Source organism: Candidatus Synchoanobacter obligatus (genome assembly GCF_024259865.1).
Taxonomy (GTDB): Bacteria; Pseudomonadota; Gammaproteobacteria; order Comchoanobacterales; family Comchoanobacteraceae; genus Synchoanobacter; species Synchoanobacter obligatus.
Genome location: NZ_JAKUDN010000002.1, coordinates 626,478 through 641,118, shown reverse-complemented (window position 1 = coordinate 641,118; position 14,641 = coordinate 626,478). Strand labels below are relative to the sequence as shown.

17 protein-coding genes are annotated in these 14,641 nt (G+C 41.7%); 5 read left to right on the top strand and 12 right to left on the bottom strand.

The window, feature by feature from the left end:
- Positions 1-11: 11 nt before the first annotated feature.
- The 7 genes from hflC to nhaA are packed head-to-tail and all read right to left on the bottom strand — an operon-like array spanning position 12 to position 6,012.
- The gene (hflC, locus tag MKS91_RS04970; protein ID WP_258569738.1) at positions 12-905 is read right to left on the bottom strand and encodes a protease modulator HflC; all 894 of its coding nucleotides are present in this window, start codon (positions 903-905) and stop codon (positions 12-14) included.
- A complete protein-coding gene (hflK, locus tag MKS91_RS04965) occupies positions 898-1,899 on the bottom strand; it encodes an FtsH protease activity modulator HflK (protein ID WP_258569737.1) in 1,002 nt (333 codons plus the stop codon). Before hflK ends, hflC begins: the two co-directional genes overlap by 8 nt.
- Before the next feature lie 59 nt (positions 1,900-1,958).
- A complete protein-coding gene (hfq, locus tag MKS91_RS04960) occupies positions 1,959-2,270 on the bottom strand; it encodes an RNA chaperone Hfq (RefSeq protein WP_258569736.1) in 312 nt (103 codons plus the stop codon).
- Positions 2,271-2,307: 37 nt separating this feature from the next.
- On the bottom strand, positions 2,308-3,282 hold the full coding sequence (miaA, locus tag MKS91_RS04955) for a tRNA (adenosine(37)-N6)-dimethylallyltransferase MiaA (RefSeq protein WP_258569735.1): 975 nt from the start codon (positions 3,280-3,282) through the stop codon (positions 2,308-2,310).
- A 45-nt stretch (positions 3,283-3,327) separates the two neighbouring features.
- A complete protein-coding gene (locus MKS91_RS04950) occupies positions 3,328-4,395 on the bottom strand; it encodes a cation diffusion facilitator family transporter (RefSeq protein WP_258569734.1) in 1,068 nt (355 codons plus the stop codon).
- On the bottom strand, positions 4,388-4,840 hold the full coding sequence (locus MKS91_RS04945) for a peroxiredoxin (protein ID WP_258569733.1): 453 nt from the start codon (positions 4,838-4,840) through the stop codon (positions 4,388-4,390). The genes MKS91_RS04950 and MKS91_RS04945 overlap by 8 nt, the downstream gene beginning before the upstream one ends.
- Entirely contained in the window at positions 4,837-6,012 is a 1,176-nt protein-coding gene (gene nhaA / locus MKS91_RS04940; RefSeq protein WP_258569732.1) for a Na+/H+ antiporter NhaA, read from the bottom strand. Before nhaA ends, MKS91_RS04945 begins: the two co-directional genes overlap by 4 nt.
- Positions 6,013-6,047: 35 nt before the next feature.
- On the opposite strand from nhaA, the gene MKS91_RS04935 reads away from it, so the two are divergent.
- Positions 6,048-7,280, top strand: a complete 1,233-nt coding sequence (locus MKS91_RS04935; protein ID WP_258569731.1) for a cation:proton antiporter — start codon at positions 6,048-6,050, stop codon at positions 7,278-7,280.
- 15 nt (positions 7,281-7,295) lie between these two features.
- Here MKS91_RS04935 and MKS91_RS04930 read toward each other — a convergent pair whose 3' ends face one another.
- Both MKS91_RS04930 and MKS91_RS04925 read right to left on the bottom strand, forming a co-directional pair.
- A complete protein-coding gene (locus MKS91_RS04930) occupies positions 7,296-7,877 on the bottom strand; it encodes a transglycosylase SLT domain-containing protein (protein ID WP_258569730.1) in 582 nt (193 codons plus the stop codon).
- Positions 7,858-9,141, bottom strand: coding sequence for an MFS transporter (locus tag MKS91_RS04925; protein ID WP_258569729.1), 1,284 nt, complete (start codon positions 9,139-9,141; stop codon positions 7,858-7,860). The genes MKS91_RS04930 and MKS91_RS04925 overlap by 20 nt, the downstream gene beginning before the upstream one ends.
- A 222-nt stretch (positions 9,142-9,363) precedes the next feature.
- Between MKS91_RS04925 and MKS91_RS04920 the strand changes: the two genes are divergently transcribed.
- A complete protein-coding gene (locus MKS91_RS04920; RefSeq protein ID WP_258569728.1) occupies positions 9,364-10,479 on the top strand; it encodes a S41 family peptidase in 1,116 nt (371 codons plus the stop codon).
- On the top strand, positions 10,469-10,948 hold the full coding sequence (locus tag MKS91_RS04915) for a hypothetical protein (RefSeq protein ID WP_258569727.1): 480 nt from the start codon (positions 10,469-10,471) through the stop codon (positions 10,946-10,948). The genes MKS91_RS04920 and MKS91_RS04915 overlap by 11 nt, the downstream gene beginning before the upstream one ends.
- Positions 10,949-11,020: 72 nt before the next feature.
- On the opposite strand, the gene MKS91_RS05335 is transcribed toward MKS91_RS04915, so the two are convergent.
- On the bottom strand, positions 11,021-12,196 hold the full coding sequence (locus MKS91_RS05335; RefSeq protein WP_258569726.1) for a tyrosine-type recombinase/integrase: 1,176 nt from the start codon (positions 12,194-12,196) through the stop codon (positions 11,021-11,023).
- A gap of 83 nt (positions 12,197-12,279) precedes the next feature.
- Between MKS91_RS05335 and rpmE the strand changes: the two genes are divergently transcribed.
- Together rpmE and cdd are read left to right on the top strand one after the other, a co-directional pair.
- The gene (gene rpmE, locus MKS91_RS04905; protein ID WP_258569725.1) at positions 12,280-12,534 is read left to right on the top strand and encodes a 50S ribosomal protein L31; all 255 of its coding nucleotides are present in this window, start codon (positions 12,280-12,282) and stop codon (positions 12,532-12,534) included.
- Positions 12,535-12,557: 23 nt separating this feature from the next.
- Entirely contained in the window at positions 12,558-12,971 is a 414-nt protein-coding gene (cdd, locus tag MKS91_RS04900; RefSeq protein ID WP_258569724.1) for a cytidine deaminase, read from the top strand.
- On the opposite strand, the gene MKS91_RS04895 is transcribed toward cdd, so the two are convergent.
- Positions 12,934-13,311: a hypothetical protein gene (locus MKS91_RS04895; protein ID WP_258569723.1), complete on the bottom strand. Its 378-nt coding sequence runs from the start codon at positions 13,309-13,311 to the stop codon at positions 12,934-12,936. The two genes, cdd and MKS91_RS04895, sit on opposite strands and share 38 nt — an antisense overlap.
- Positions 13,312-13,666: 355 nt before the next feature.
- A complete protein-coding gene (gene dusA, locus MKS91_RS04890; protein WP_258569722.1) occupies positions 13,667-14,605 on the bottom strand; it encodes a tRNA dihydrouridine(20/20a) synthase DusA in 939 nt (312 codons plus the stop codon).
- Positions 14,606-14,641: the final 36 nt, after the last annotated feature.

Here is a 14,641-nt window from a genome sequence, read left to right as displayed (position 1 = left end):
GAATCACCTACCTAACGGTCTGCAAGGATAGAATAGAAACGATCATTTCCAGGAGATAGCAACATCACCTCACCATCTTTAATGCTCTTTTCATATCCCTGCATTTTTATAAAAAATTCATAAAACTCAGGTGCTCGGCTATAGGCATTATTGAATATTTTAGCCGCCTCACTATGACCTTCTGCTATTTTTTCTGCAGCCTCTTTACGAGAACGAGAAATAATAATAGCAGCCTCTTTATCCGCTTCTGCTTTAATTCTTTCAGACTCAGCCATACCTTCTGACCGGTAGCGCTTTGCATCACGATTCCTACTAGAACGCATTCTCTCATAAACAGACAGCGTGACTTCTTGCGGATAATCCACCCGCTTTAAACGCACATCTTGTACCTTGACCCCAATATTTGCAGCACTTTCACTGGCTTTCTGCTGCATACGAGCAATAATTAAATTACGCTCATCTCCTGAAATAATCTCACTGAGATTTCGCTGTCCAAACTCTGCCCGTAAAGCATCTGAAATTTTTCGAAGCAAAATATCTTGTGCTTGGGCATAATTTGCACCTGTTCTCTTATAAAATAGTGCAAAATCTACAACACGCCACTTACTATAGTAATCAACATTCATAGACTTTTGATCCTGGGTAAGAACCCTAGCCGTTGGTACATCAAATGACTGTAAACGCTTATCAATAAGCACCAATCGATCAATAACAGGAAGTTTGACATGCAACCCAGGACCATACACCTTAACCTGCCCTTCGTCATTGGTATTCAAATCCCCCAAATGAACCACCATCCCTGCTTGCATTGGCATGACCACAAACAAAGACTGAGATAGCGCCAATATTGCAACTGCTGCAATCATCAAAACGAAAACTTGATTGTTACTATTCGAACTAGCCATATTGTTCCCCGTCACTTTGTCCTAATAACTTGCCCAAAGGAAGCAAGTTTAAACTGCCTTCGTTTGATAAAAACACTTTCTTTGTCTTTCCATAGACATTTTGCATCGTTGAGACAAACATCTTATTTCGAATAATGTCTGGATAACGCTGGTATTCCGGCAATACTGCCAAGAAGCTGGCGACTTCTGCATGAGCATTCATGATAAGCTTTTCATATTCGGCATTTGCTTCATTGAGGATACGCATTCTTTGACCCGAAGCCTTTGGTATCACTGTGTTTCGATATGCCTCAGCCACCATTTGAAATCGATCAAAGTCTTCTCTCGCCTGAATCACATCATCAAATGCAGGCTTCACAGCGTCTGGCATCTTGGCATCTTGTAACTTCGTATCAGTAATCTCAAGCCCTAATGCATAATCATTAATAACTCTCTCAATATGAACCTTAATGCTATCCCGTGCTTCTGCCCTACCGTCAGTTGAAATAGATTCATAGGTTGTGTTACCCACAACCTGACGAAGGGAGCTTGCTGTCGCCTGGCCCAAAGCATCGACTGGATTTACAGCATTAAATAGAAAGTCCTCAGGACTCGCAATCCTATAGAACACGGTAACATCAACATCAGCATAGCTCTCATCACTGGTTAGCATCTCTGCGTTATAGTTGTAGGAATAGATTCTCTGAACATCAAGAACCTGTCTAACCTCAATAAATGGGAATGACCAATTCGGCCCAGGACCTACAATACGATGAACTTTACCCAAGCGCACAACCACTGCTTTTTCAGCTGGCTTAACAATAAAAAAACCTGAAGCAAGAAAAAGAGAGACAGCAATGAACATCAAGAATGGGAAAAAACTTTTCTTTTTACTTTTACCTCGCTTCCCACCGCCAAAAATATCTTTCAATATCTTGTCAAGATCAGGGGGAGACTCTTGCCTCTTCCTTGTCCAAGGGTCATCATCCATATGGTAACTAGTAACCTGGCTCATTCAGCTATCCTAATTGGTTAACTCTTGTATGTTACCATGGATAGCTGCGAGCCACAAGCTTAATAATTCTCAATTGGGTCATCCATTGGCTCAGCCATAGCATGAGTACTGTTGCCTTGAGAAGCATCTATATTACCTGATTCATCAGAATAAATAATGTTTCGAGAAGGGACAATAGTTGCTATTGCATGCTTAAAGACCACCTGCTTGGTATTGTTTTTTAACAAAACCACATATTGATCAAAAGCTGCAACCTGACCTTGAAGCTTTATTCCATTTGTTAAATAGATAGAAACCGGAACGCGCTGCCTTCGCAGTGCATTCAAAAAAGGATCTTGCAATGAGTGCCCTTTTGCCGCTTGTAATGACATTTCCAACTCCTATGTTGTTATGGTTCCCACAGTACCATTACTGTGAATATTTGCCTTGAGTATAGTTATATCTTTGCACAGTTTCAACAACCATTCGCGCTAGATCAATAAAACCTTTATTATCATACACTAAGGATGAAGATATTTGTCTAGCATTGTCCCAACGATTCAACCAGGTCATTTGCCGTTTAACAAACTGTGATGATGACACAAGCATCCTCTCTTTTGCCACACTGAGTGACCACTCACCCTTGCAATATAATAACATTTCCCTATACCCAATACTTTTCAATGCTGGGTGCGTAACAATCTCTGCCCCATAGTGTTTCAAAAGCCCACGACACTCATCTTCAAAGCCCTCTTGCAGCATACCCTCAATACGTTGCTCCAAGATGACTTTGTGCCGCGCCCTATCCTCTACCAACAACAAAAAATCCAACCCTTTAAAACGGCTATCACCTTGGCTTTTCCAAAATTCTTGTAGCGAGCGCCCTGTTGAACGGACAACTGCAAGGGCGCGCTGCAAACGCTGACTGTCATTCGGGTGTAGCTTCGCAGCCATAACAGGATCTTCCTGAGCCAAAGCTTGAAAAACTCCTGCCACCCCCTCTGTTTGATAAAGTAACGCCACTGATTCTTCAACTGCTCCCTCAATGACCGGCAAATTTTGATAGTTCTTCTGCAATGCTTTCATATACATTAATGTCCCACCACAAAATACTGGCAACTTCCCCCGAGACTGTATGTCCACAATAAGATTATTTGCTGCATCTAGAAACTGCCCAGCAGTATATATACTACTCAAATCACAAATATCGATAAGGTGATGGGGAACACTACCGCGTTCAATTCGTGTAGGCTTCGCAGATCCAATATCTAACCCTTGATAAACACTGACAGAGTCCACAGATATGATCTCAATAGGCAACATATCGGCAAGCATTAGCGCCAGCCTACTCTTACCCGATGCCGTTGGGCCCAAGATAGATATATAGTCAATTGTCTCTTTCATAGTATTCATTATTTTTTTACAATATTGCACATAAAACAAACATAATCAACACTTTATAACCTTATTCAGTCGATATACTGATAACCACAAAGGCTTTTCAGCAACAACGACTCTTTCCTGAGTCGTTACCAAGTCTAATTCAACTGTTCCGTTCAGGTAGTGGATCTGAAAACTATCAATATGCTCACACCGATCAACCCATTCTTGAATGGTGAGGCGATCAGGAAGCTTTGCCCCATAATGCTGATCATCTTCTGCATCAATATGAACGGTAATATCACCAATATCATGACACTTCAACAAGGTTTCTTTTACCACATCCCCAATATAATGACCTTCAGAAACACTGATACGGGGAGAAACCACCACATGCACATCAACATAGCCCTTTTCAGCCATAAAGCGCGACCTTAAAAAATGATGATCCACCACACCTGGGACCCCATTAATAATTGTTTCAATTTCAGCAAGCCGCGCCGTATCCAAACCTTGATCCAATAACTCTTTAATACTTTTAATTAACGAGGGTAACGCATAATAAAGAATCATCAGCGCAATCCCAATAGCGCCAAATAAATCTGCACCCGTCAAGTCGGCAAAACTGGCAGCAGTCGCCAACAATACGATGACCGATGTACCTGCATCTGCACGCTGATGTACCGCGGTTGACATCAATAAATCAGACCTGAGCAATTTCGCATAATAGCTCACATAGCGGTATGAGGCCTCATTCAAAACAATGGAGATGCCTGCAACAATTCCCACCCTAAAATCCATCACCAAGCTAGGTTGATAAAACCCTTGAACAGCATCGTAAATAATAGCGTAAACAGCCATGATCAACATGACTGCAATGACAATGTTTGCCAATGTTTCATAACGAGAGTAACCATAAGGATGCTGTACATCTTTTGGCTTAGCAGACATTGATACCGCATATAATACAAACATGTCTGCCGTCACATCCAACAAAGAGTGAATACCATCAGCAAACAATGCTCTAGAAGCATAAAAATACCCAACTGACAATTTTACGCCCATCAGCAGCACATTCAACCATAAACACAAATGTCCGCAACGCTTTAACAAATCATGACGGGAAACTTCACTCATGCTTCATCTCACCAATATAGGACTGCAAAGCTGACAGATGCTGATCAATTTTTACCTGACGCCACTCTTGTAAAATTTCAGCATTAGCATCCAACAAAAATGTTGACCTCACAATCCCCATGTAACGTTTCCCAAACATCGATTTTTCAGCCATCACCCCGAACTTCTGACACAACTGTTCATCAGTATCAGCCACCAAATCAAATGGTAGCCGGTATTTCTCAACAAACCGCTGATGCTTTTTCACACTGTCACGTGACACACCCACAATGCGGATATTTCTCTCATTAAACCAATCTTGAGCATCCCTAAGCGCCTCTGCCTGCAGTGTACAACCAGACGTCATATCTTTAGGATAAAAATACAATACAACAGCTGCATACCCTTGACACAAATCTTGAAGTGACTGCTGCGACCCATCACTCATTTGACACTGAATACTCATACACCCTCTCCCCGACAACTAATTTTCAAAAACAACATACCTGAGGCACCTGCAACCAAAGATGCGGTCAACACAGCCATACGAACTGTACCTAAAAGTGGTGACAGGGCCTCATCAAAAGCCAGCATACCGACAAATAAACTCATCGTAAAGCCAATACCACACAATAGCCCCACACCAACAATATGGCGGTATCTCACTCCCTCTGGCAATATGGCCACACCTGTACGAATTGCCAAATATGAAAAAGCCAAGACCCCCAAAGGCTTCCCAATAACCAAGCCACCCATAATACCATGAAACATCGGGCTCAATACATTCACATCTTGTGCCAAAACAACCCCAGTATTCGCAAAGGCAAACAATGGCAAAATGCCATAATTCACCCAAGGTAATAATTTTTTATACATTGACTTCACCCGCGCCCCCTGGTCATCTGACATGGGTAAAAATAGTGCAACGACACAGCCTGTCAATGTGGCATGAACACCTGACTTAAGAAGGAACAACCATGCAATAACACCACATAATAGATACCAAACCTGTGAACGAATCCTTAACATATTCAATACAGCCATAGCGAATGACACCAGCGCAAACCCGCCAAGCATCATCATAGACAAATTATCTGAATAATATAACGCAATAATAAGAATCGCCCCTAAATCATCAATAACAGCCAAAGATAACAGAAAAACACGCAGGTGCGCAGGCAAGGATTTCCCAACCAACATCAAACATGCCAATGAAAATGCTATATCTGTCGCGGTGGGAATCGCCCAGCCAACAGCCAAAGGGGTTCCCCAATTCAACCCCAAATAAATGGCTGCTGGAAACACCATACCACCAATGGCCGCGATCAGTGGTAACCAAATATACCGGCGATCATTCAAGACGCCAAACATAAACTCATGACGAATCTCAATGGTCACTACCAAAAAAAATATGGCCATTAGACCTTCATTAATTAATGGCAACAATTGTTTTTTGACCGCCCATGGCCCCAAAGACAGCTCAATATATTGCGCCCAAATATTATGATACAGGTCTTGATATCCTAAATTACACATCAATAATGCAGCGGCCGCTGCTAACATAATCAAGAGCCCTGGATACACATCGCTTTTTGCCATCACTTTTCCAATAGTACTATCAATTCCATTATTAACCATATAGAATAAAGAATCAATGAATCTACGGTTTACAAATGAACGAACTTCAAATTGTCATGGTCTTAACCTCTGGCGCAACACTTCTGGGTTATCTTGCTGCTCGCATTCTCCGCATTCAACCCACGATTGCCATACTATCTCTATCACTATTGGTTGTCACCGCGGCGCACGCTTTAGAGCCAATCGTTGGCCACTTTACCTTATATGACCATATCGCTCAATTTATTGAAAGCACCAATTTCCGCAGCATTCTCTTAGATGCCATGCTTCCGATTTTGTTATTTGCCGGGGCTACTTCAATGAATGCTGAGTACTTCAAAAAACACCAACTCACCATACTATCATTAGCGACTTTATCAACCATATGTTCTACCTTTATCATTGGTTATGGGTTCTTTTATGCCATGAATGCTATCGGGGTAAGCATCCCTCTTCTGCACGCTCTTTTATTCGGCGCACTCATTTCTCCCACAGACCCCGTTGCGGTTGTTGGGCTGGTCAAACAAAGCAACATATCACCTGATATTGAAGCCAAAATTGCTGGAGAGTCGCTATTTAATGATGGTGTTGGTATCGTTATCTTTTTTGCCTTGTCTGAACTTGCTTTTTCATCCGGCAGCCAACAGTTAACCACATCCTCAGTCCTTGCCCACTTTTTTTATGAAGCTATTGGCGGTGCTATTATTGGCACCATTACTGGATATTTATGCCAGCAACTCATATCCCATGAAATTGATCATGCCCATAACCATATCCTCATAAGTCTATTTATTGTTACAGGGGTATATACCTTAACCAATGCCATCCATATGTCTGGCCCTATTGCTATTGTCATCTGTGGCTTGATGATGGCACATCATACCAGCAAAAGCCCTAAAGATTATAAACCACTCACTTATTTCTGGGAGTCTCTCGAAGAAATTCTCAATATGGTTTTGTATTTACTTATAGGCTTCGAAGCATTCTTAATGCCCTTTACCAGCTTGTCTCTGATGATCGCCCTATCTAGTATCTCCCTAGCACTCATCACCCGCATCATTACCATTAACCTGCCCATGTACGCCTTAAGCCACTTTCAGAGCTTTGAGCCCAAAACAAAACGCATACTCATCTGGGGGGGCTTGCGTGGTGGGCTAGCAGTGGCACTGACTCTATCATTACCGGAAATACCCCACAAAGATATCATTCTTATAGCCACCTATGCGGTTGTTTGCTTTACCACCATTGTTCAAGGCGGGACCATATCACGCCTACTGAGAAACAATTAAAAGCACAGATGTGCGCTACAAACAATTCACAAGCTGTTGATTATATTCTGACGCACGCTTGGCTACACGCTCAGCTTTATTGATTAACCATGCTTGACTGGCGTATGTTTTCCGTTGATAGCCCCCCAACCCCTCATGATAAGCAAAATAAAAATCACGTGCAACTTGCATATCATTAAATGACTCAAGCGGATTCTTACGTCGAAATATCTGATAATACCAACCAATAAAATCTACTGTATCTGAAAACTGTGTCCTTGATTGAAAGTACCCCGGACGGTGAGATTTGTACCACGCCCATGTTTCATCTTTAATTTGACCATAACCATAAGCACTACTCACTGTCCAGGGGACAAAACCCAAAACACTTTTCCGCTCAGGCCTGGCTTGTGCACGAAAAGATGACTCATGAAAAATCACGGACAATACCAACCCTGGGGAGATATGGTATTCTTCACTGACATGACGCAATGGTTTGGCCCAACCCCAATGACTTTGCACCACTTGGCAGATATGATTATCATAAGTATCCGGAGGAAAACGCCCACAGCCTGCCAAAATCAATAGGAGTGTTGCATTAATCGCTTTCCAGGCCATAAGTTTCCTTCACCAACAGTGCTAATATTATCGCACAGATCAAAAAGATAGGCAAAGGCAAATATGCCACCCGATAGGACACCAGCGGCAATTCTGTAAGACTAGCTGATCCCGCCATAACTCGGTATGTTGCATCGTATAACCAACCAACAATGCCCTGCATTAATCCAGATAGCATACATATCATATTGGTCAATGCGATCGCAGTTGCTGTATACTTTTTACCACCAACTTCCCTCGCCATCGGAAAAGCAATCACTTGAACACTATTCATAATTCCAAAGAAAATCATCAGCAATGGCAATATGAACAATGGGACTGGCGCATACAAGACCAACACGCAGGCAATGAAAGAAAAAACCAACCCTAATAATACCGGAATCTTTCTGCTCTTCAAATAATCTGAAATACTACACACCAAAGGGCCTCCGATCATCCACCCCATAAAGATACATGAATTAATAGAAGAGGCTTGAATATGCGTAATCCCATACTTCACCTGAAGAAACTCAATACCAAAATGCTCTGCATACAACGTAAGCGGCGTATATGACAAGCACCCTATTAAAGCGATTAACCACAATTGCGGGTTACTCGCTAAAGCCAATATTCCCTGCCATATCTCTTCGAAACTGGCTACCTCAGACTGATCTTGATGCTGATCCTGATGCTGATGAACATCATATGGAATTAAATAAAGCATTAGCAATGTTAGCACACCACCAACACATGCTGCCTGCAGACAAACAGCCTGCCAACCTTCAACCAACAATAAGTTCGCAATTAAATGATCGCCAATGGTAGCACCCAACATCCCCAGTGCCATGGTTAAACCAGATACAAATGCAAACCGGTTGGGCGGCAACATAATACTAGCAAGCTTTAACACCCCCACAAAAGCAAAGGCTGACCCCAATCCCACCATAAAGCGACTCGCAACAGCAACTGAGACAATAGAGGTGGCGGCAAATAACGCAATCCCTAGAGCACATATCACACCAGAAATTGATAGTAAAAACTTTGGGCCATACCGGTCCATTAGGACACCAACCGGTAATTGCATCGGCGCATAAATCAAGAAATATACCGATGTGATACCACTAAGTTTTGCAGCGCTAATGCCATAATGTGACATTAAGTCTTGCTTCATAACACTTGGGGCAATTCTTAAAAGCACATCGTATGAATAAAATGCCGCACTTACTGCAACAATCAACCATGCTGTCAATAACCCATTACGATAGCCTTTTAAAACACCTAACATACAAACACCTCATGATTATTTTTCTGCGAAATTCTGCCCTTTTATAGGGAACCATTAATATGAAATACCATCACTTCTTGTGAATACTCAATAAAGATCAGTTTAGCAAAATCTCACCAAATGTCAATGACAGCAAAAATACCACAACGGTTCTACACATAAATATGTTTAATAAACATCGTGTTTATGTTAACATGTGGTTAACATATGATGGAATACTCTATGAGCCGCATGCTTCATACATTCATGCTGATTTTTTGCGCTAAACTCTCAATGGCAACACCACTTGATACGCAAAAAATTCAAGATGCCATCGATTATATCCACCTATTTTATGTTGAAGACAATATCCAAGATAACTTCACCGATCAGGCACTCACAGGTATTCTCTCTTACCTTGACCCACATTCACAATACCTCACTAACGAGCAAGCAGATGCTTTAAAAACCATCACCCAAGGAGACTTTGTGGGCGTTGGATTATCCTTGTCCTTACAAAACCAAAAACTCATTGTCACCAATATTTTACCCAACACTCCTGCAGAAAAGTCTAACTTAAAAGTCCATGATGTCATCACACACATTGATCAGACACCCATAGACCCCAACAATTTATTAAACAACATCAAAAAAATGCGAGGTCCCTCGAACAGCTGGGTGACACTAACTCGACAAACAGCGCCCTTTAATATTCGCCTACAAAGGAAAACAATTGACATTCCCGAAGTTAACATTGAAAACCTCCCAGAAAACATCACACGGATTCATATCTCATTATTCAATGAGGATACCACAGATGACTTGATCAAAGCCCTCTACAACAACCAGGATGCTGATGCCTATCTCATTGATCTTCGTAATAACCCTGGTGGCTTGTTAGGCGCCGCGATTAATGCAACCATGTTATTTTTAAATTATGATACAGTACCTGATGCAACGATCACGCAGCTCATTGGCAAACATAGCACCATGCCCTTCCAACTACCTCCAGAAGCCACAGACATCACACAAAACAAACCGCTATTTATCCTCTTAAACCAAAATTCAGCTTCAGGTGCTGAAATATTTGCCAGCGCGCTACAATACTATAAACGTGCAACCATCCTCGGTGAAACCTCTCAAGGGAAAGGTACAGTGCAATCTCTAATACCCCTTGGTGATGGCAGCATGCTCAAGCTAACCACAGCATACTTTACCCGACCCAATGGTGACCCGATAAACAACATCGGTATCATACCTGACTTTACCATCAACCCAATGACTAAGACCCCCCTTTCTAAGGCACTAAGCTTCATCCGAAAATCCCTCTCATCAACGGAGACATTCCATGCTAAATAAATACGTATTACCGATTCTTGCTGCTTCAAGCTTAGCTGTAGAACACAGCTATATGGCACATTGGACACAATACCGCCTAACCGAAATGTTTGATGCTTCAACGCCTCTAGAGTCACTAGAGTCATATTTTTCTGAAACTGCGTGGCGTGTTTTCCAAGACCAAATTCACCAAGCTAACTTCAGAAACCATGATAGCCCATCAGAATATCATACTCATATATCAAAATTCTTGAAACCGATTGAAATATCCCCCGCCGATAATCAAAACTTTTTTGCACATACAACCTTCCTGGTTAAATTCTCAAATCAGAACGGCAGTTGGCTACAGCCTATGGAACTCATTTTAACCCTCTCTGATACCGATGGCAAACTTGCCATTAGCCAGTTTGAAGGACAAACCACCAAACCCATTCAGGTAAAAAACTACGTTCTAGATCAAGCCAAAAAATGTACTGAATCTAGACCCTAACCTGCAATGCATCAGGGCATATGCCTAGATGATCATAATGAAAATGCTGATATAGGCTCTAATTAGAGCCTCCTAGCACCGTTCCCTTTTTAATGGTTTATCTTTTGCTGAGCGGTGGCGCTCTTCATCATGCACATCCATATACAAACTGGTTGTTGCAATATTTTCGTGACCCACATCATCACGTACATGCTCATTAGGCCTCGTTAATACATCTTCTGATATTGAAGTATGCCGCAACCAATGAACAGTCGCTTGCTTTAAACCCTCTGATTCATCTGAAAACCCTTCGTGCAAAATTACCATGACTGCATCAGAAAATGATTCAGAAATTAATGCCCTAATTTGACGTGCGGATAGGCCGCCTTGCCCTTTTAGTTTGGGCACTAGCGGTGATAAGTCATTGGCAACTGGAAAAAAACCCAACCCCAGTGACTGCCTGTAACGCTTTAACCCCTCTAGCATCGCATCAGGCACTGCAACCTGCCTTACCTTATTGCCCTTACCATGAGCCTCAAACCACCAGCGACCTTGTTGATCTTGAAAGAACAAGTTCATGGCCTTAGCCCCCTCTTTGGATTCTGAGACCTCAGAGATTCTTAACCCCAATAAATAAAATAACGTCAATAAATATAGAGTCCTTTCATAAAGAGGATTTGCTATTGCTTTTTTCTGTGCAACAGAAATCACATAGGACCATTGCTTGTTGGTTAAGCGACGCTTAACTCGACTCGATGACACAGTTTGTATTAACTGATTCTTTTGCCTAAGCATTTGCACAGGGTTTTGATTAACGACTTGCTCATGAAGTAAAAAGTTATAAAATGTTGACAAACAGGCAAGCATTGATTTCATGCCCGCGCTACTTACCATTCTCTTCTTGCCCACTGTAATCACAAACGGACGCCACAACGGATTTGGCGCTAAACCGTCAAGGGACTCTACATACCTAGCAACATGTTTCGTTGATACCCAGTTAGATGGTGGATCTTGAAAAAAACGAATATAGCCTTGAAGATCATGTCGTATCACTTCACTCAGCAATGTCTTGTTCACAAACCACACCCACTGACAGTAGCGCTCAATTTCTCTCCGGTACGTATTATAAGTATCCTGTGAGTGTACATAACTTAGCAAGAAGAGCCGAACAGCAGCATACTCTTGAGGGACATCAATAGGGGCCTGAATCCTACGCAACAAATCAGCTGAATCATAAAAAATTGCCCGAGGAATAAATCTTCCATTCACTTTACGCTCCTTCAATTCTTTTTTCCTTGACAAGCAAGAATATACTGCTAAAATACGTGTACTTAAACAAATTAAATTTCGTTATGGCAAGAGAAATACACCCAAACTTATCAGCACTTAGTATCAAATGTAGCGGATGCTCTAATACATTTCAACTATTTACCACAATGAAGCAAGAATCCATGGATGTTGAGGTGTGCTATAACTGCCATCCCGCTTACACAGGTAAGAGACGCGCTAGCACAACAGGTCGTGTTGAAGCCTTCAATAACAAATATGCAGGCTTCTCCTTTACTCGTAAGAAACCTAGTGACAGCGCAGACGCTAAGAATAGCTAACTGTCCTTAACCAGGAGGCATGGATGCCATCAAAATGTCAAGGCATGACTAAAAGCATTTTAGAGAAGGGTAAGAAAATGCTAAAAAATTCTTACTCTCCATACTCCGAGTTTCAAGTTGGTTGTGTTGCAGTCACTCATGATGGCCAAGAATTTGCTGGATGCAATATTGAAAACACCAGTTACTCCTTAACAGTCTGCGCTGAAGTTTCAGCAATTAGTAATATGGTCTCGTCTGGTCATACCAGTATACAGGCCATTTTTATCTTCTCAAATTCAGAACAATTTGTGACACCGTGTGGTGCTTGTAGACAAACAATTGCTGAGTTTGCTGATCATGACATCCCTGTCTACTTAGTCAATCAGAAGAATGAAATTCGTAAGCATCAGCTGAGTCTACTTATCCCACACGCTTTTGACCTTGAGCTACAGCAATAATTTTATCACCACGTTTGGTAAGTACTCTTTTGCTTAATGGTGAACGCTTTTTGTTTTTCTTTTTAAACCGGACAGCCGCTTCTGGCTCCAGATTTTCATAGTCTGTCTTTTGAGGCACTGACTTTAAGTTAGACAAGCGCTCATACTTATAAACCCGAAGTTTATCTATGTCTAAAGCATTCCCCTGGAAAATGCGACTTTGTGCACACATAGCTAAGTTACGAAGACGCTCCATATCAGGATAATTTTTTAACTTTTGCTTGAAGTTAAGAAGACCCTTAGCCAGCACCGAATGCTGGGAAACCTTTTTTAGTCTGTCTCTAATATTTGTTCGTGCCATATTTTTTCTCATTTTAAGTGCCAAATTATAGCGCATAAAAGAGATACATCAAGACTTTTTAATCATAATCTTAATACAGTCAAATATCCGTATTAAGGCAATATCTGTGCTCTGGAAAATCGACTGCGACGCTCATGATACTTTGGTTGCCGCATGTTTACTGGCATCGTCTCTAGGTCACGGTCAAAATAAATAATCCACTCCAAATCACGCTAAGTTTCTTGGCTTTCAATGCGATCAAATGCCAATTCAACCCGCCTCACCAAATAACACTTTTTAAACGACTGAATACGCAATAACACATGTTGACACAACAGGTAGCATTTCATGTTTCAGCCTCTATAAGGCCGCTTCATCATACCCCTTCTGCAAGCAAATGCAAACTGTCCAAGACCACTAAAACTTCTGAGGCAGTTTTACAAGCAGCAAGCCTTGCTCGGTCTTTTTTCGCACCATGATAGCCCATCAAAGCAATGACCAAAGGAGCGATAATTTTACGGACAGGGAAATGTTCTAGGTTGGCTTTTAAATAAGAGATATACTCTTTTAGCACATCATCATAATCTTTATTTGAATGACCCAGCTGATGGATAAAGCGAGGGTCTTGGTAGGCTGCTCGTCCCAACATAACAGCATCCACCTGGGTTAGTGCATCATTCGCCGTATCAATATCACGAATACCTCCGTTTAATGCGATATGCAGATGTGGCAGCTCCTGCTTTAAACGAAACACATACTCATAACGTAATGGCGGAATAGAACGGTTCTGTCGTGGACTCAAACCTTTTAACCAGGCATCACGTGCATGGATAATCCATTCATGACACCCTGAAGCCAATACCTCATCAACAAAATTTCGGAAATAGTCATAAGAATCGACGCCATCAATACCCACCCGGGTTTTTATAGACACAGGTTTATCCGTATGATCTTTCATGACACTCAGTACCTGTGAGACAAGCTTTCCCTCAGCCATCAAACATGCGCCTATTTTTGCATTTTGTACCCGATCACTTGGGCAGCCCACATTTAAATTATACCCAGCATAGCCATAAGGTTCAGCTTTCTGAATAGCCTCAGCCACTCGCTGTAAATCACTACCACCTATCTGAAGAATCACATCACCCTCAGCATCAGCTTTATCCAAATAGCGGTGCGCATCACCATAGGCTAATGCATTAATAGTGACCATTTCAGTAAACAATAGAAAACTATCGCCTCCCAAAAGGCGCATTAAATAACGGAAATGTCGATCTGTCCAACCCATCATTGGGGCTATTTGATATTGATACATGAGATTTCTACACTATATTTTTAAAAATATACAATA